This window comes from Pseudomonas sp. NFR02 (assembly GCF_900119375.1).
In the GTDB taxonomy this organism is placed as follows: Bacteria; Pseudomonadota; Gammaproteobacteria; order Pseudomonadales; family Pseudomonadaceae; genus Aquipseudomonas; species Aquipseudomonas paracarnis.
Window position 1 is genome coordinate 134,170 of sequence record NZ_FPJJ01000006.1, and the last position, 18,106, is coordinate 152,275.

At 58.4% G+C, this 18,106-nt stretch carries 15 protein-coding genes; 9 read left to right on the forward strand and 6 right to left on the reverse strand.

The window, feature by feature from the left end; genetic code table 11:
• The first annotated feature begins 87 nt into the window (after nt 1-87).
• Genes BT199_RS18720 through BT199_RS18735 form a run of 4 tightly spaced genes read left to right on the forward strand, consistent with a single transcriptional unit; the run spans nt 88 to nt 7,639 of the window.
• Nucleotides 88-2,034, forward strand: a complete 1,947-nt coding sequence (locus tag BT199_RS18720) for a type VI secretion system Vgr family protein (protein WP_014720503.1) — start codon at nt 88-90, stop codon at nt 2,032-2,034.
• A gap of 15 nt (nt 2,035-2,049) precedes the next feature.
• Nucleotides 2,050-2,484 (forward strand): DcrB-related protein, encoded by a 435-nt coding sequence (locus tag BT199_RS18725; RefSeq protein ID WP_014720504.1) that lies wholly within the window; start codon nt 2,050-2,052, stop codon nt 2,482-2,484.
• 14 nt (nt 2,485-2,498) lie between these two features.
• The gene (locus BT199_RS18730; protein ID WP_038452012.1) at nt 2,499-6,881 is read left to right on the forward strand and encodes an RHS repeat-associated core domain-containing protein; all 4,383 of its coding nucleotides are present in this window, start codon (nt 2,499-2,501) and stop codon (nt 6,879-6,881) included.
• Complete coding sequence (locus BT199_RS18735) at nt 6,878-7,639, forward strand: pentapeptide repeat-containing protein (protein WP_175556214.1); 762 nt, start codon at nt 6,878-6,880, stop codon at nt 7,637-7,639. Before BT199_RS18730 ends, BT199_RS18735 begins: the two co-directional genes overlap by 4 nt.
• A 171-nt stretch (nt 7,640-7,810) precedes the next feature.
• Here BT199_RS18735 and BT199_RS18740 read toward each other — a convergent pair whose 3' ends face one another.
• The 4 genes from BT199_RS18740 to BT199_RS18755 all read right to left on the reverse strand — a co-directional run bounded on the left by BT199_RS18740 (nt 7,811) and on the right by BT199_RS18755 (nt 10,998).
• Nucleotides 7,811-8,905, reverse strand: a complete 1,095-nt coding sequence (locus BT199_RS18740) for a type III secretion effector protein (protein WP_072435257.1) — start codon at nt 8,903-8,905, stop codon at nt 7,811-7,813.
• A 274-nt stretch (nt 8,906-9,179) separates the two neighbouring features.
• Entirely contained in the window at nt 9,180-9,455 is a 276-nt protein-coding gene (locus BT199_RS18745; protein ID WP_003195589.1) for an HU family DNA-binding protein, read from the reverse strand.
• A 190-nt stretch (nt 9,456-9,645) separates the two neighbouring features.
• Nucleotides 9,646-10,794 carry an NAD(P)/FAD-dependent oxidoreductase gene (locus BT199_RS18750; RefSeq protein ID WP_019818134.1) on the reverse strand — a complete coding sequence of 383 codons (1,149 nt, stop codon included), beginning with the start codon at nt 10,792-10,794 and terminating at the stop codon, nt 9,646-9,648.
• Between the two features lie 36 nt (nt 10,795-10,830).
• Nucleotides 10,831-10,998 (reverse strand): rubredoxin, encoded by a 168-nt coding sequence (locus tag BT199_RS18755; RefSeq protein ID WP_014720509.1) that lies wholly within the window; start codon nt 10,996-10,998, stop codon nt 10,831-10,833.
• Between the two features lie 195 nt (nt 10,999-11,193).
• On the opposite strand from BT199_RS18755, the gene BT199_RS18760 reads away from it, so the two are divergent.
• Complete coding sequence (locus BT199_RS18760; protein ID WP_072435258.1) at nt 11,194-11,757, forward strand: chorismate--pyruvate lyase family protein; 564 nt, start codon at nt 11,194-11,196, stop codon at nt 11,755-11,757.
• Nucleotides 11,757-12,647, forward strand: coding sequence for a 4-hydroxybenzoate octaprenyltransferase (gene ubiA / locus BT199_RS18765; RefSeq protein WP_014720511.1), 891 nt, complete (start codon nt 11,757-11,759; stop codon nt 12,645-12,647). The genes BT199_RS18760 and ubiA overlap by 1 nt, the downstream gene beginning before the upstream one ends.
• A 121-nt stretch (nt 12,648-12,768) precedes the next feature.
• On the opposite strand, the gene BT199_RS18770 is transcribed toward ubiA, so the two are convergent.
• Entirely contained in the window at nt 12,769-13,146 is a 378-nt protein-coding gene (locus BT199_RS18770) for a COG4315 family predicted lipoprotein (protein ID WP_014720512.1), read from the reverse strand.
• A 154-nt stretch (nt 13,147-13,300) separates the two neighbouring features.
• Between BT199_RS18770 and phoB the strand changes: the two genes are divergently transcribed.
• The 3 genes from phoB (at nt 13,301) to BT199_RS18785 (ending at nt 16,956) form a co-directional block, all read left to right on the forward strand.
• Nucleotides 13,301-13,990 carry a phosphate regulon transcriptional regulator PhoB gene (gene phoB, locus BT199_RS18775; RefSeq protein WP_003195617.1) on the forward strand — a complete coding sequence of 230 codons (690 nt, stop codon included), beginning with the start codon at nt 13,301-13,303 and terminating at the stop codon, nt 13,988-13,990.
• An 81-nt stretch (nt 13,991-14,071) separates the two neighbouring features.
• The gene (phoR, locus tag BT199_RS18780; protein ID WP_232246145.1) at nt 14,072-15,358 is read left to right on the forward strand and encodes a phosphate regulon sensor histidine kinase PhoR; all 1,287 of its coding nucleotides are present in this window, start codon (nt 14,072-14,074) and stop codon (nt 15,356-15,358) included.
• 257 nt (nt 15,359-15,615) lie between these two features.
• A complete protein-coding gene (locus BT199_RS18785; protein ID WP_003195620.1) occupies nt 15,616-16,956 on the forward strand; it encodes a hemolysin family protein in 1,341 nt (446 codons plus the stop codon).
• A 132-nt stretch (nt 16,957-17,088) separates the two neighbouring features.
• Here the strand turns inward: BT199_RS18785 and BT199_RS18790 are convergent, their stop codons facing one another.
• On the reverse strand, nt 17,089-17,988 hold the full coding sequence (locus BT199_RS18790; RefSeq protein ID WP_014720514.1) for a response regulator: 900 nt from the start codon (nt 17,986-17,988) through the stop codon (nt 17,089-17,091).
• Nucleotides 17,989-18,106: the final 118 nt, after the last annotated feature.

Consider the following 18,106-nt stretch of genomic DNA (forward strand, 5'->3'; position numbering starts at 1 on the left):
GTTGACTGATCCACCGCTATCGCAGGCAAGCCAGCTCCCACAGTTGATCCGGTTCCGTCAGTGATGACGGTATTTACGGGACTACCGATGCTATTCAACCAAGCCTCACGCCTGGCCAAGATCAACAGCCCCCTCGGGCCGGATGTGCTGCTGCTCAACGAAATGGGCGGCGGTGAAGAGTTGGGCCGGCTGTTCAACTATGAGCTGCAACTGACGTCCCTGGACGCCAACATCGACCTGAACCAATTGCTGGGTAAACCGATGAGCGTCGGCCTGCAACTGGCGGACGGCGGCGAGCGGCATTTCCACGGGATCGTTGCGCGGTGCAGCCAGAACATCGACAAAGGCCAGTTCGCCAGTTACCAAGTCACCCTGCGCCCTTGGCTGTGGTTGCTCAGCCGCACCTCCGACTGCCGGATTTTCCAGAACCTGAGCATCCCGCAGATCATCAAGCAGGTGTTCCGTGACCTGGGTTTTTCCGACTTTGAAGACGCCCTCAGCCGGCCGTATCGCGAGTGGGAGTACTGCGTGCAGTACCGCGAGACCAGCTTCGATTTCGTCAGCCGACTGATGGAACAGGAAGGCATCTACTACTTCTTCCGCCATGAACAGGACCGCCATGTGCTGGTGCTGGCCGACGCCTATGGCGCCCACACCAGCGTGCCCGGCTACGCGTCGATCCCCTACTACCCCAAGGACGAGCAGCAGCGCGAACGCGACCATATGCACAATTGGCACCTGGCGCAGGAGGTGCAGCCGGGCTCGCTGGAGCTCAACGACTACGACTTCCAGCGCCCCAGCGCGAGCATCGACGTGCGCTCGGCCATGCCGCGCCCGCACACCGCCGGCGACTACCCGCTGTACGACTACCCCGGTACCTACGTGCAAAGCGCCGACGGCGAACACTATGCGCGCACCCGCATCGAGGCCCTGCAAACCCTGCATGAACAGATTGAGTTCAGCGGCAATGCGCGCGGGCTGGGCTCGGGCCATCTGTTCAGCCTCACCGGTTTCAGTCGCCAGGACCAGAACCGCGAGTACCTGATCGTCGGTTGCCGCTACTTCATCGTGCAAGAAAGCCTGGAAAGCGGTGGCGGTTCAGGCTCGGCGCAGTTTGAAAGCAGCCTGACCTGCATCGACGCCCAACAGAGTTTCCGCCCGCTGGCCAATACTCACCGCCCCATCGTCAAAGGCCCGCAGACCGCCTTGGTGGTAGGCCCCAAGGGCGAGGAAATCTGGACCGACCAGTACGGCCGCGTGAAGGTGCATTTCTACTGGGACCGCCACGACCAATCCAACGAGAACAGCTCGTGCTGGATTCGTGTGTCGCAATCCTGGGCCGGCAAGAACTGGGGCTCGATGCAGATTCCGCGCATCGGCCAAGAGGTGATCGTCAGCTTCCTCGAAGGCGACCCCGACCGACCGATCATCACCGGGCGGGTCTACAACGCTGAGCAGACGGTGCCCTACGACTTGCCGGAGAACGCCACCCAGAGCGGCATGAAAAGTCGCTCCAGCAAAGGCGGCACGCCGGCCAACTTCAATGAAATCCGCATGGAGGACAAGAAGGGCTTGGAGCAGTTGTATATCCATGCCGAGCGTAACCAGGACATCGTGGTGGAGGTGGATGAAAGCCACTCGGTGGGGCATGACCGCAACAAGAATATTGGGCATAACGAGACGGTGACCATTGGCAGTAACCGCCTGCGGGTTGTGCGCAATAACGACACGGTGATCGTGGGCGGTGCCAAGTCCGACAGCGCCGCCACGAGTTACACCATCGAGGCCGGCGAGAGTCTTCGCCTGGTGTGCGGCGACAGCGTGATTGAGCTCAAGGCTGGCGGCGACATCAACCTGACCTGTGGCTCGTTCAACCTGTTTTCCACCGGCAGCAGCAAGATCCAGACGAAGGGCAAGCTGGACATCAACCTGGGCAGCGACAAAGGCACTTCGCCGGGTGCCCAGGGCGTGCAAAGCACGATCAAGTCCGCCGTCGAGTCAAAATTCCCCGGTAAGCCCGGTGCTGGTCAATAACGAGATTTCTTCACCATGAACTACCTGATCAACGAAGCCCAGTTCACCCTGCCTGATGCCGAAGTGCAGGACACCTCGATCAATATCCTCAAGTTCGCCAAGCTGGGCACCACCCTGGTGGTGAGCCGCAGCCCGTTGGCGGACGGCGAAAGCCTGCAAAGCAATTTTGAAGGCCAGCTGAAAAAACTCGAGCAGCAGGTCAAAGATCTGCGCTATAGCCCTGCACAAGCGGTCAAGGTCGGCCCAGCGCAGGACATCGATGCGTTTGAAGTGCAGAACCACTTCAACAAAGGCAGCGACAACATTTACCAGTATCAGCTGGCGATGCAGATACCTGGCACCCGCAATCTGATTGCCCTGAGCTACGTCAAGACCCAGCCCCTGGGCCCTGCCGAAGCGGCACACTGGGCAACGCTGAAAAACACACTCCACTTCCTCGCCACGCCCTGAGTCGAGTCTGAGCAATGAGTGAGGATCTTTGGGCGGCCCGCGAAGGCGACGCACTGCTGCACACCTCGGTGATGGCCGATATTCTCGGCGGCGTGCTGGAAGTGGCCGCCTATGCGGCGCTCACCACCGTGGGCTGCCTGGCCGTTGCCGGGGCGGTGTTCCTCGCGACGGGTGCAACCATCGCCACCGGCGGTGTAGCCCTGGTGTTGGTGGTGGGCGCGGTCGTCGGTATTACCGCTGGCCTCACGGGGGCGGACTTGAAGATATCCAGTTGGTGCGAGTCCGCCGCCAACTGGGTGTTCCCGCCGGTGATCGATGCCTTCATCACCAGCGGTTCGCACAACGTGTTCATCAATGGCAAAAAGGCCGCCCGCGCCGCAGGCAAGATGACGGCTGTACCGGTCGCGCCCAGCGAGCCGGCAGCGCCGAGCTTCCTGGATATGGCCGGGGAGTTTTTCTCGCAGATGTGGCGCCCGACCGTCGCCTCGCCCGCCCCCGGCACCGAGCCGTGCCCGCTGGACACCGTGGCGTGCAACAAGCATCCGCCCATGCCCCTGCAGTTTATTGCCGAAGGTTCCAGCTCGGTGTTCATCAACGGGCAGCCTGCGGCACGCAGCGGTGATCGCAGTACCTGTGACGCCAAGATTGGGACGGCTGAGGGCCTGATTTCGCCGGATGTGCGCATTGGTGGTGAGACCATTGTGGTGCAGGAGATTCGTAGCGGGAAAACGCCGGGGGTGGGGCTGGCGATTACTGCCTTGTTGATGCTACGCGGCAATGTGAAGTGCTTTTGGAGCAAACTGCCCTGCCTGTTCGGCAGTGTGGTGGTAGGGGCTGGAGTCTCCTATGGCACCAGCAAAATAACCTCTGCGCTCAAGAGCGCCATGAACGGCTCCCCCAACCCCGTGCACAGTGCGACCGGCGCTAAGATTCTAGGTGATGAGGATGAACTGGATTTCGTGCTTCCTGGGCTGTTTCCCATCGATTGGCAGCGTTTCTACAGCAGCCTCGACGCACGGACCGACGGTCTCTTTGGGGCGGGCTGGAGCGTTGCCTATGAGGTATCGGTCGAGATCGATAAAGACGAAAACTTGTTTTATATCGATGAACAGGGAAGGCGCTTGGAGATCGGTTACATCCCTGCGTCCGGCGGAGCATTCGACCCAGTCGAAGGTCTTGCGGTCAGGCGCAGTGGTGACGCAGCGGTCTTGATCGAGAGTACCGACGGCCTGTATCGGCTGTTCGAACTCGACCCGCAGAACCACTCTCGAATGCGTCTGCAACTGCTAGGTGATCGCAATGAAGGGCGGATCTTCCTTGATTACGATGCCCAAGGACGGCTGTGCCGCCTGCGCGACACCCATGACTTGATGCACGTCGACCTAAGCTACACCGCAGAGCATCCTGGGCGTGTAAGCCATATCGAACGCCGTTACCTGCGCCAAGACCATTTCGATGGGCGCTGCGACGTGCTCGTCAGCTATCGCTATGACAGCAACGGCGATCTTGCCGAAGTCTTGGACGCCCAGGGCACGACCCTTCGCAGCTTTGCCTACGACAGCGGCAGGCGCATGACCGTGCACCGATTGCCGAGTGGCATGCGCTGCTTCTACCAATGGGCTCAAGTACCTGGACCAGACGGCTCGGAATGGCGCGTCAGTCGGCACTGGACAGATGCGGGTGATGAATACACCTTCGACTACGACTTGGATGCGGGCATTACGCGCGTCACCGACGGGTTGAGGCGCGTCAGCACTCGGCATTGGAATCCGCAGTTCCAGATCACTCGCTACATCGATAACCTCGGCCATACGTGGCAGTTTGAATGGAGCGAAGATCGCCAACTGCTCGGTGCGATTGACCCGCAAAACGGCCAGTGGCGTTTCAACTATGACGCGTGCGGCAACCTGAGCGCCGTCATCGATCCACTGTCCAGAACCAGCAGCACGCAGTGGCTGGCGCATTGGGCATTGCCCGAGGTGGAAACCGATACTGCGGGCCACAGCTGGCATTATCGCTACGACCAGCGTGGTAACTGCATCGAGGAAATCAACCCCCTGGGCAACCGTACGCGCTATGTCTATGACGGTTTCGGCCAGCCGGTACGCATCATCGATGCGACCGAAAAAACCAGAACATTGCATTGGAACGAATGGAGCCAACTGGTCGAAGAAGTGGACTGCTCGGGTTATCCCACTCGCTATCAGTACGACGCCTTCGGCAATTTGGTGGTGCAGACCAATGCCGAGGGTGAATCGGTGCGCTATCGGTACGGTCCTCAGGGGCTACTACTGGAATGCCAGCTTCCAGATGGCCGCGTCGAACTGTTCCAGCGCAGCGCAAATGGTTATCTGACTGCCCACGTTGACCCTGCCGGCAGCACCACACGCTATGACTATGACGTTCGTGGCTTGGTCAAACAACGCCGGGATGCGCATAACCGTTCGGTGATGTTCGATCATGATGCCTACGGACGACTCCGCAAGCTGACCAACGAGAATGGCGAGAGCTATCGCTTTGAGTGGGACGCAGCCGACCGCATGGTGCAGCAGCAGGATCTGGATCAAAGCCGACGCTGCTACACCTACGATTCACTGGACGATATTGTTGCCGTGGACTATCTACCGGGAACAGAGGGCGAGCCGGTAGCGCCGTTGTCGCACCAGTTTCAGCGCGATCCTGTTGGCCGCCTGGTCAGTAAAACCACCGCGGACGGCACCACGGTCTATGAACACGACCTGAACGACCAGTTGGTCGGTGTCACCTTCACCGCCCTTGATGGCCGCCAGCAGCTACTCGGTTTCAGCTATGACGCGCTGGGGCAACTGCTTGAGGAGCAAAGCTCGGCAGGGTCTGTGCAGCATCGTTACGACGAGCTGGGAAACCTGGTTCAAACCGGCTTGCCCGACGGTCGATGGTTGAACAGGCTGTACTACGGTAGCGGCCACCTGCATCAGTTGAACATCGATGGAAAAGTCATCAGCGACTTTGAGCGTGATCGCTTGCATCGCGAAGTACAGCGTACCCAGGGCCAACTCAAAACGAGTACCGCATACGACCGAAGTGGCAGGGTTCGCTCACGACAGCGTCGCAGCATTGACCAGCCTTGGCAGTTGCCTCCCCTGGTCGAGACGGACTATAGCTTCGACCCCAGTGACAACCTGATCGGGCGACGTCGTATAAACCACCAACATGATCATCAAGAACATCTGGGTTACGACAGCACCGACCGAATCCTTTTAAGCCACCAAGTTGGCCGGACCGAAACATACGCCTATGACGCTGCGGCCAATCTGCTGGACCGCCCAAATCAAGGTGGTCTCATACGACATAATCGCCTGCTCGTCTATCAAGACATACGGTATGCCTATGATGCTTTAGGAAGAATGATCGAAAAACGCAGCTCTGCTCGTGGCTTGCAGCGCTTTGCCTACGATGCGGAAAGCCGGCTGGTTGAAGTGCGAAATGAGAGCGGCCACGTGGTCAGGATGACCTATGACCCCCTAGGGCGGCGGATCGAAAAAACCGAGCATGATTACAATGGCCGCCCGTTGGGCCAGACGAGTTTCACCTGGGATGGTTTACGTCTGTTGCAGGAGTTCAAACACAGCCAGACCAGTCTGTATCTATACGAAGGTGAAAGCTACGTGCCCCTGGCCAGGATTGACGGCATCGGCCCACTGCAAAAAACCCGCTACTACCACAATGATCTTAACGGACTGCCGGAGCGACTGACCGAGGCCGATGGGCAAATTACCTGGCGTGCGACTTATCAGGTGTGGGGCAATACCTTGGAAGAGGTGCGGGAGCCACATTACATTGAAGAGCAAAATCTACGATTCCAAGGGCAGTATCTGGATCGGGAGACGGGGCTGCATTTTAATACATTCCGGTTTTATGATCCCGACGTGGGGCGTTTTACAACGCCGGACCCTGTCGGGCTAGCAGGAGGTTTTAACCTTTATCAGTATTCTCCTAACCCCTCGGGATGGATCGATCCGTTGGGATGGGCACCGTGCGGCTCAACCACTGCTAAGCTTCAAGCGCATGCCAATGCAGCGAAGAAGGCTGTCTACAGTAACCCCCAAAGGTCATTGACCCCGAGGCAAAGAGCAGCGGTGAAACGAGCCTATGATAGAGGCGATCTCGGACAAGCACGTTCTCGCTATCGCAGGTATGTAGGGCAGAGAATTGATGCAAACTTCAAAACCAGAGTAAAAAATGATCCATCATTGGGACACCTGGAGGTATCGAAATCAGGGCAGCGTCTTCCCGATGTGTATGAAACTAAAACTAAAACCTGGTGGGACCTCACGACTAAGGCTGATTGGAAAAGAGGCACGCATCAGCGGCGTTATGGGGACTGGGGCAATGGTTATGAAGGAATATTATGGTGAATGACAAAATGCCATCATTCGTACTGTCAGGCATACAGCAAGACGGGCTTGTGTTACCTAAAAAAACGCGTTTTGAAAAAGAACGTGTTATCGATTGTAAATTAAAAGATGCGAAGCTCTCCGATCCGATTTTCGATCAGTGTATATTGGAAAGCTGCAGCTTTGAGAAAAGTGATTTTTCCGGTTCAAGATTTTTCAATAAGACCTTATTAGCCCATTGCCACTTCAAGACGGTTGACTTTCAGGCTTCAGGCTTCAGCAACAGCAAATTCGAGAACTGCACTTTCATAAAGTGCAACTTTCGAGAAGCGTCTTTGAAAGATTGCGAATTCAGCAACTGCATATTTACCCAGTGCAAGATCATTGACAACTCGTTCAATGCCAGCAAAATAAAAAACCTCAAGTTTTCGGGAAAATTACAAGAGGTAAGTTTCATATCCGAACCGCCCAACACCCCCCTTCTTGTTGATTTTGAATTGTGCAAATTGGATTGGGTAACATTTCAAAACTGTGACCTTGCGCAGATTATTCCTCCCGCAGATATCCAGCACGTTTTTTTCAAAGACGTGTCAGGTCGCGCCCGTAAAGCGCTTGCATCAATTACCTCTGAGCCAGACAACCAGATCAATAAGCTATTGAAACGCCGCCTGCAAAAACTCACAACGCAACGAGGCGCGCTCTTCAATATCAAGAATCTTGAAGAGTACGAAGGGCCTGAGTTCACCAAACAGTTTATTGCGCTTCTTCAGGCAACTTAAGAAACGTTAGGGCAGCCCTGAATTAAAAATTCCTGATGAAGCAACTGACCGAAGCTGATGGGAAAACGGTATTTCACGGGTACTCTTGCCCATAAAAAGAGACGACGTTATTTAAGCCAATAACGTTCGTCCCATTACCTGCCTACTTATTTAAATAAACGCTCTATCTCGCTACACGCCTGGTTTTTTCTGCGATTTCCGATTCTGAACATCCTTCAATAAATCGATCATTTCATTTATGTGTTCCTGACGTTTTTCAATATTGTCCATACGAGACTCATCAGTCGGCGCCCCTGATGATTCGGCAGCTTCATACGGTTCGTAAAGGAGTTTAAAACGCTTAGCGAGCTCCGGCATTTGCTTTTCGATTGCATTCATCGACGCCTCAAGGTTCTTCAGGCGCCCTTCTGTATCCGTAGGCGCTTGATCGCTTGGCTGCACCGCATTTGCTTCTGCTCCTAAGTTGAGAAAAATAAACAGGTTGGCCGTTGCCTCATTTTTTATTTCAGCACCGGTGAGGCGAGCCTCCATTTGTTGCTCTTTCGTCGCGGCAGGGTCTACGGTTCCAATCGTGCCATCTGCATTCTGTACTGGCGCTCCTGGCATCTGACTTTGCGCTGTAAATTTATTTTGGAAGTAGTTAGACGTGAATTGCTGGCCGACAGTGAAGGGGCTGCTGGTTATGTTGTTTGCACCGGCCGTTATAAAAGCATTACGCACAGTGGCCGCTACTGATGGAGGCGCCGGCGGTAAGTTCTGTGGCTGACTCACAATGCTTTGCGCGGTGCTCACTACACCACTCGGAGTGTTCGGCACAGCCGTTGGTTTTGTTGGAGTAGGTGTGATTGGCTTAGGCTTCACAGTTGGCTTAGGCGTTACCGTTGGCTTAGGCTTCACAGTTGGCTTAGGTGTGGACACGGCAGGGGAAGATCCACCATTAGTTCCGCCAGTTCTAGGTTTGCCTGGAGTGTGAGGTTTGCCTGGAGCGCCAGGTTTGAATTTAAGATCTTCGGGGGCAGGAAGGTCTAATTGATCGGGTCCCAAATTATTAGCAATCGCAGCACCCATTTGCCTTTTTTTAGCAGCGATCTCCTCCGGGGTCGCTGCTATGCATTTAAATACCTGCTCGTCCGCGCCACTCGAAACGCCCTCAACGTTAGCGGTGGCTGCTCCGGCAGCACCCGACGCCGACGGAGCCTTCGCTTCTACTTTTTTCTCGTGGGGTAATTGGACAGGTGGAACAAAAGGCAGATCAAGAACTTTCATATATACACCTCTAAATGAGTTTAGAGAGCGCTCCCTGCAGTCTCGCGCTATATGTGTCCTGTCGTTTGGATGTAGTTCCACACTGAGTCAATATAGAAACTCTATAACATCGATTCGATCAATGGCTACTGTACTCACTTATATCTACGCAAGAGGCAACGTCTGTTGTGGTGGCAAAAATGCTTCTCTCGCACAATAAAAATGGGCACCCGACCCAGTCGGCGTGCCCATTTTCTTTACCGCCCCGCCTCCCTTCGAGACGGTACCGCTTAACTTACGGGTTGACGCTGTCTTTGAGCGACTTGCCCGGCTTGAACGCTACCGTGTTGCTCGCCTTGATTTTCACTGGCTCACCGGTTTGCGGGTTTTTGCCGGTGCGGGCGCCGCGGTGGCGTTGCAGGAAAGTGCCGAAGCCGACCAGGGTGACGCTGTCCTTGCGGTGCAGGGCGCCGGTGATTTCTTCGAGGACGGCATTGAGGACGCGGTTGGCCTGTTCTTTGGTGAGATCGGCTTTTTCAGCGATGGCGGCTGCGAGATCTGGTTTACGCATATGTGAAGCCTCTTTGACGGTTTTTTGTTGTTATGTCCGTGCTGCTCTCTGGTGGAGCAGCGCCAAGGCGCCGCAGGCTCTACTCTGCGGCAGACGGGAGTGAGGATGGCACGCCCTCGGGCGCCGCGCCAGTCTCGCGGCGGCCTTTCTCGGGGTATGAACGTGATGTTTGCGACAGAACGGGTGGTATTTACGCCAGTAACGGCGGAAGTTCTTTGTTCAGCGCCAGTTTTTCCATGACAGCGCTGCCGGTCAGTGCATAACCCAGCAGACGGCCGCTGGCATCGCGGCACAGGGCCTTGATGTCGGCACCCTGCCCTTCGACGCTCCAGACGCCTTCGGTGCCTCGTGGCGCAGGTGACACCACCAGCGGGCAGACCGGGGTTTTCACGGTGATGGGCATCGGCCCATAGCTCACCGCCGTGGCATTGCCAGCCAAGGTTTGTGCCAGGGCGCGAGCGCAGCTCATCAGCGGCATCACGTACAACAGGTTCAGGCCATCGACCTCGGCGCAGTCGCCCAAGGCGTAGATATTAGCGTGGGAGGTCTTGAGGTGACGGTCCACCATGATTCCGCGGTTGATTTGCAGGCCAGCGGCTGCGGCCAGGTCTACGCGTGGGCGCAGGCCGATGGCGGACACCACCAGGTCACAGTGGATCACTTCGCCGTCCGAGAGGTGCGCTTCAAGGCCATCAGCGGCGCGTTGCAGGCGATTGAGCACCGGGCCCAGGTGAAAGCGCGCGCCGATGCCTTCGAGCCCGGCTTGCACCGCGGCGGCCGCCGCCGGGTGAAGCAGGGTCGGCATGACTTGCTCACAGGGCGCGACCAGGTCGATTTCATAGCCGCCCAGGATCAGGTCGTTGGCAAATTCGCAGCCGATCAGGCCGGCGCCGAGCAGCAGCACGCGCCGTTTGCCAGCAGCAGCGGCACGAAAGCGTGCGTAGTCTTCCAGGTCGTTGATCGGGAAAATCAAATCAGCCGCATCGCCTTCGACCGGTACGCGCACGGTTTCTGCGCCCCAGGCCAGGACCAGGTCGCGATAGGTCACCGCTTCCTCGCCGATCCACAGACGCTTGTGGCCTGGGTCGATGCCGCTGATACGCGTATGGGTGCGCACCTGGGCCTTGAGCTGCTCGGCCATGGCGCCGGGTTCGGCCATGCTCAGGCCATCGGCTTCCTTGTTCTTGCCAAAGCCGGTAGAGAGCATGGGCTTGGAGTAGGAGCGTCCGTCATCGGCAGTGATCAGCAGCAATGGGGTCTCGCTGTCGAGCTTGCGAAACTCCCGGGCGACGTTGTAACCGGCCAATCCTGTGCCGATGATCACGACAGGTGCGTTCATTCCTTTCTCCTTGTATTACGTTTCTTAAATTCGGGATTACGCGATTTCGATCATTTCGAAGTCCGACTTACCCACGCCGCAGTCCGGGCACAGCCAGTCTTCCGGGACGTCCTGCCACAGAGTGCCTGGTGCAATACCGTCATCCGGCCAGCCGTCCGCTTCGTTGTAAATAAGGCCACAGACGATACATTGCCACTTCTTCATTACGTGCTTCCTCAGGTTCAGGCGTGTTGGCCGGCGGTCGATGGATCCAGCGTTGCCGCGCGGCTCAGGGCGTTTTGTACTGATCGGGGCCGGCAGATGCAAGCACGTTCGACGCAAACGGCCGGTTTGGCGCGGCAAAAGTTCAGGGTGCCATGGTAAGCTCGCCGCCTCTTTTGCTGCCAATACTGACTCACCGTGCCGCACTCAATCGCCCTTCCCGATGCTTGCCAATGGCTGACCCAGAGCCTTCTGAGCCCCTTGCCCACGCCCTTGACCCTCAACTGGCTATTTGACGAAGGCTCGCTGACGCGACGGCTGACGTGGCTGTCCAACGAGGCTTTCAGCGTGACGCCGCTGTTCGAAGGCTGGCAACCGTTGCGCGATGATGAATGCGCCGCCCTGGACCTGCCGCCGGCCAGTATCGGCTGGGTACGCGAGGTGTATTTGCGCGGGCACGGCCTGCCTTGGGTGTTCGCCCGCAGCGTGGCGGCCCGCAGTGCTTTGCAGGGCGATGGCCTGCACATGGACGAGCTGGGCAGCCGTTCGCTGGGCGAGTTGCTGTTCTGCGACCGCGCCTTCACCCGCCAGGCCATTGAAGTGTGTCACTACCCTCGTGCCTGGCTGCCGACAGCGGACCAGGCCGATAATCTGTGGGCACGCCGCTCGCGCTTCGACCGCGGAGCGCTGAGCGTGCTGGTGGCGGAAGTCTTTTTGCCGAGTTTCTGGCGCGCGTTGCACGATCATCCGGAGAACTGCTGATGTACCAACGTCTGCTCAAGTCCTTGAACCGCCTGAACCCCAGGGCCTGGGATTTCATTCAGTTGACGCGCATGGACAAGCCCATCGGCATCTACCTGCTGCTGTGGCCGACGCTGTGGGCCCTGTGGATCGCCGGCAAGGGTTCGCCGTCGCTGATCAATATCGTGATTTTCGTGCTGGGCGTGGTGCTCACCCGGGCCGGCGGCTGCGTGATCAACGACTGGGCCGACCGCAAGGTCGATGGCCATGTGAAACGCACCGAGCAACGCCCGCTGGTGAGCGGCAAGATCAGTTCGAAAGAAGCGCTGGTGTTTTTTGCCGTGCTGATGGGCATCAGTTTCCTGCTGGTACTGCTGACCAATGCCAGCACCATCCTGCTGTCCCTGGGCGGCCTCGCACTGGCGGCAAGCTACCCGTTCATGAAGCGCTACACCTATTACCCCCAAGTGGTGCTGGGCGCAGCGTTTTCCTGGGGCATGCCGATGGCGTTTACCGCCGAGACCGGCCATTTGCCTGCCACCGCGTGGCTGCTGTACATCGCCAACCTGTTATGGACGGTGGGCTACGACACCTATTACGCCATGACCGACCGCGATGACGATTTGAAGATCGGGGTGAAATCCACCGCCATTCTGTTCGGTGACGCTGACCGCGTGATCATCCTCACCCTGCAAGGCCTGGCGCTGGCGTGCCTGTTGCTGGCCGGCGCGCGGTTCGAGCTGGGCGGGTGGTTCCACCTCGGGTTGCTGGCGGCAGCGGGCTGTTTTGTCTGGGAGTTCTGGTACACACGGGACAGGGACCGCATGAAGTGCTTCAAGGCGTTCTTGCATAACCACTGGGCGGGGTTGGCGATTTTTGTCGGGATCGTGGTGGATTACGCGGTTCGCTGAGGATTCTGTGGTGGCTGTTGGGACGCCATCGCAGGCAAGCCAGCTCCCACATTTTGACTGTATTCGCAGATCAAAAAATGGGGAGGGGCTTGCCCCCGATGGATTCAGCAGCGCCGCAAACTTAAGGCTTGATGATGTGCCAGACGCTACCCTTGCCATCACCGGTCTTGTCACCGGCTTTCTTGTCGTCCTTGTAGGTGTAGACAGGCTTGCCTTTGTAGGCCCACTGGCTGGTCTGGTCGTCGCGGGTGATCACCGTCCAATCGCCGGTCTTGGTGTCAGTGGACTCTGCCTTCAGCGGTGGCCAGTTGGTCGCGCACTGGTCCTTGCACACTGATTTGCCATCAGCGTCCTTGTCGAAGGTATAGAGCGTCATCCCCTTGTGATCCACTAACATCCCGTCTTGGGTCATCGCCGGCTCTGCCGCAAACGCCAGGCCTGGCAGCGTCAACACCGCAGATACCAGCAGGGCTTTCCAGGAAACAGTGCTGTAAGTCATCGGAACCTTCCTTTTGTGGTTGTCAGGATTCGGACCCAAAGGGTAGTCCAGAGTGCCGTTAATTGCCCAAGCGACTAAATTACTGTCACACGACTGCAATAATTCCGTTATCTAATGCGGCGCAAGACAGTTAAATGACAAGAGGATTTTGAGCATGGTTGGCAGGAGCATTCTGATTGTTGACGACGAAGCGCCCATTCGCGAGATGATCGCCGTTGCGTTGGAAATGGCCGGCTATGACTGCCTGGAGGCGGAAAACTCCCAGCAGGCCCACGCCATTATCGTCGACCGCAAGCCGGACCTGATCCTGCTCGACTGGATGCTGCCCGGCACCTCGGGCATCGAATTGGCCCGCCGTCTCAAGCGTGACGAGCTGACCGGGGATATCCCGATCATCATGCTCACCGCCAAGGGCGAAGAGGACAACAAGATCCAGGGCCTGGAAGTCGGCGCCGATGACTACATCACCAAGCCGTTTTCCCCACGGGAACTGGTGGCGCGCCTCAAAGCCGTGCTGCGCCGCGCCGGCCCGACCGATGGCGAAGCGCCTATCGAAGTCGACGGCTTGATCCTGGACCCGATCAGCCACCGCGTGACCATCGACGGCAAGCCTGCCGAGATGGGACCGACCGAATACCGCCTGCTGCAGTTCTTCATGACCCACCAGGAGCGTGCCTACACCCGTGGCCAACTGCTCGACCAGGTATGGGGCGGCAACGTCTATGTGGAAGAGCGCACTGTGGATGTGCATATCCGCCGCCTGCGCAAAGCCTTGGGCGATGCGTACGAGAATCTGGTACAAACCGTGCGCGGCACCGGCTATCGGTTTTCTACCAAAGGCTGAGCCAGCCCCTTCCTCCCTAAACAGCTGACAAGGACGCATGTTTAAGTGAACCAGAACTGGCACGGCACCCTGATCCGCCACATGCTTCTGTTGATCACTGCCTGCCTGCTGGTCGGGCTGATCAGTGGCTATTACGGCTGGAGCCTGGCCGCCGGCATCGCGTTGTACCTGGGCTGGACCCTCAAACAATTGCTGCGCCTGCATGAATGGCTGCGCCAGCACAAACCCGACGAAGCACCGCCCGATGGCTATGGCCTGTGGGGCGAGGTGTTCGACAGCATCTACCACCTGCAACGCCGCGACCAACGGGTACGCGGGCGCCTGCAAGCGGTGATCGACCGGGTGCAGGAGTCCACCGCCGCACTCAAGGACGCGGTGATCATGCTCGACAGCGACGGCAACCTCGAATGGTGGAACCGCGCCGCCGAGACTCTGCTGGGCCTCAAGACGCCCCAGGACAGCGGCCAGCCGGTGACCAACCTGGTACGCCACCCGCGCTTCAAGGAGTACTTCGAGCAGGACAACTACGAAGAAGCCCTGGAAATCCCCTCGCCCACCAACGACCGCGTGCGCATCCAGCTGTACCTGACCCGCTACGGCAACAACGAACACTTGATGCTGGTACGTGACGTGACCCGTATCCACCAGCTGGAACAGATGCGCAAGGACTTCGTCGCCAACGTCTCCCACGAGTTGCGCACGCCCTTGACGGTGATCTGCGGCTACCTGGAGACGTTGCTCGACAATGTCGATGAGATCAACCCGCGCTGGAGCCGCGCCCTGCAGCAGATGCAGCAGCAAGGCTCACGCATGCAAACCCTGCTCAACGACCTGCTGTTGCTGGCCAAGCTTGAAGCCACGGACTACCCCTCGGACAACCACCCCGTGGCGGTGCAGAGCCTGTTGCAGACGATCAAGAACGATGCCCAGGCGCTCTCAGGCGAACGCGGGCAGCAGATCACGCTGGAGGCCGACCCAACCGTATTGCTCAAGGGCAGTGAAGGCGAACTACGCAGCGCCTTCTCCAACCTCGTGTTCAACGCGGTGAAGTACACCCAGGACAAGGGCAATATCCGCATTCGCTGGTGGGCCGACGAGCATGGCGCACACCTGAGTGTGCAGGACTCGGGTATCGGTATCGACGCCAAGCACCTGCCGCGCCTGACCGAGCGCTTCTACCGTGTCGATTCCAGCCGTAACTCCAATACCGGCGGCACCGGGCTGGGCCTGGCCATCGTCAAACATGTGCTGTTGCGCCATCGGGCCCGCCTGGAAATCAGCAGCGTGCTGGGGCATGGCAGTACCTTTACCTGTCATTTTCCGCCGGCGCAGGTCACCCGTTCGCGAGCGGTCGAGGCCGATGACTAATTTGAAGTGAGCACAGCCCACTGTGGGAGCTGGCTTGCCTGCGATGGCGGCGGGTCAGCCAAATCATCGGTAGCAGGCAGACCGCCATCGCAGGCAAGCCAGCTCCCACACGGGTTCTGCGACACGACTTTGCAGCCCCGCCCGGCAGCGGGCACTAGGCAAGCGCCCCGTCAGCCGCTACATTGGCCGACTTGTGCCTGCCTTTCAGGCCCACCTGTCACCCCTTATTGAACACACGGAACCTGCAAAACCCCATCATGGACCCTTCCCCTGGCATCACCCTCGCGACACTCTTCGCCGATTTCGGCATGATTCTTTTTGCACTGATCCTGGTACTGCTCAACGGTTTCTTCGTTGCGGCGGAATTTGCCATGGTCAAACTGCGCGCTACCCGCGTCGAGGCCATTGCCCATAAGAACGGCTGGCGCGGGCAGATCCTGCGTACCGTGCACAGCCAGCTCGACGCCTACCTGTCGGCTTGCCAGCTGGGTATCACCCTGGCGTCCCTGGGCCTGGGCTGGGTCGGTGAACCGGCCTTTGCGCACATCCTCGAGCCGATGCTGGGCGCGGTCGGCGTGCAGTCGCCAGAAGTGATCAAGGGCGTGTCGTTCTTTGCCGCCTTCTTCGTGATTTCCTACCTGCACATCGTGGTCGGTGAACTGGCGCCCAAATCCTGGGCGATTCGCAAACCCGAGCTGCTGTCGCTATGGACGGCCGTGCCGCTGTACCTGTTCTACTGGGCGATGTACCCGGCTATCTACCTGCTCAACGCCAGTGCCAACGCCATTCTGCGTATCGCGGGCCAAGGCGAGCCTGGCCCCCACCATGAGCACCATTACAGCCGCGAAGAACTCAAGCTGATCCTGCACTCCAGCCGCGGCCAGGACCCCAGCGACCAAGGCATGCGCGTACTGGCCTCCGCCGTGGAAATGGGCGAGCTGGAAGTAGTGGACTGGGCCAACTCCCGGGAAGACCTGGTGACCCTGGACTTCAACGCCCCGCTCAAGGAAATCCTCGCGCTGTTCCGTCGTCACAAATTCAGCCGCTACCCAGTGTATGACGCGGTGCGCAACGAGTTTGTCGGCTTGCTGCACATCAAGGATTTGCTGCTGGAACTGGCGGCCCTGGACCATATCCCCGAATCGTTCAACCTGGCCGAATTGACCCGCCCGTTGGAACGCGTATCGCGACATATGCCGTTGTCGCAACTGCTGGAGCAGTTCCGCAAAGGCGGCGCGCACTTCGCCCTGGTGGAAGAGGCCGACGGCAAGATTATCGGTTACCTGACCATGGAAGACGTGCTGGAAGTGCTGGTGGGCGATATCCAGGACGAACACCGCAAGGCCGAGCGCGGCATCCTCGCCTACCAGCCCGGCAAACTGCTGGTGCGTGGGGACACGCCGTTGTTCAAGGTGGAACGCCTGCTGGGCGTCGACCTGGACCACATCGAAGCCGAAACCCTGGCCGGCCTGATCTACGACACGCTCAAGCGCGTGCCGGAAGAAGAAGAAGTGCTGGAAGTTGAAGGCTTGCGGATCATCATCAAGAAAATGAAAGGACCGAAGATCGTGTTGGCCAAGGTGCTGTTGCTGGACTGACTGTAGAACCTGGCGCCTCCTGTAGGAGCGAGCTTGCTCGCGAAAAACGCACAGGCGCCGCGTTTATTCAGGACGCACGCGTTATCGTTGACGTTTTTCGCGAGCAAGCTCGCTCCTACAGGGGGCAGCGCTTTACGCACCCGGTACGAAATGCTTCTGCGCCGTGCCACGGGCGATCAGGCGGGAAATGTAGTCCAGCTTCTGCGCATCCTGGTCGATAAAGCGGAAGGTCAGTTGCAACCAGTCGCTGTCGGGCTTGGGCTCGTAGGCGACGATGGCGTGCAGGTAGCCGTTGAGCCGTGCGACTTCGGCGTTGTCGCCCTGCTCAAGGTCGAGCACGGCGCTTTCCAGCACCTGAGGCAGGACCTCGCCACGCTTTACCACCAGCAACGCTTCCTTGATGCTCAGGGCCTTGATCACGCATTGCTGGGTGCCGCTTGCGAGGCGCAACTGGCCCTGACCGCGACTGCCAGCCGGCGCCGCTGCGGCGGGGGCCTTGACTGGCGGTGTATTGAGCAAACCTTTGCTGGGCGCCGCCACCGGGGCCGGCTTGACCGCTTCGGGTTTGCCGCCGGTCAGGGCGCTCAGGGAGTCGTTGCCAAAGGCTGAGTTCATCTTGGTCGGCGCGCTGGCAATCAGCGCATCGAGGCGACCGATCTTGTGCAGGGCTTGCTTGACCTTGTTCAGCAACTGCTCGTTGGTGAACGGCTTGCTCACGTAGCCGGAAACGCCGGCCTGGATGGCCTGCACCACGTTTTCCTTGTCGCCACGGCTGGTCACCATCACGAACGGCATGGCCTTCAGGTGCGCTTGCTCGCGGCACCAGGTCAACAGCTCAATACCGGACATTTCCGGCATTTCCCAGTCACACAGCACCAGGTCGAAGGTTTCGCGCATCAGGATGGATTGCGCCTTTTTGCCGTTCACCGCATCTTCGATCTTGATTCCGGGGAAGTAATTGCGCAGGCACTTCTTCACCAGGTCGCGAATAAACGAGGCGTCATCCACCACCAACACACTGACTTTACTCATCGACCCTTCATCCTATAAAAACGTCTGCAAAACGCCTGACTGATGGCATTTTGCCAAAACTCGCGGGTCACAGAAGGACTTTATGGCGCCTGCTGTGCAAAAAATTCAGATGCCACAA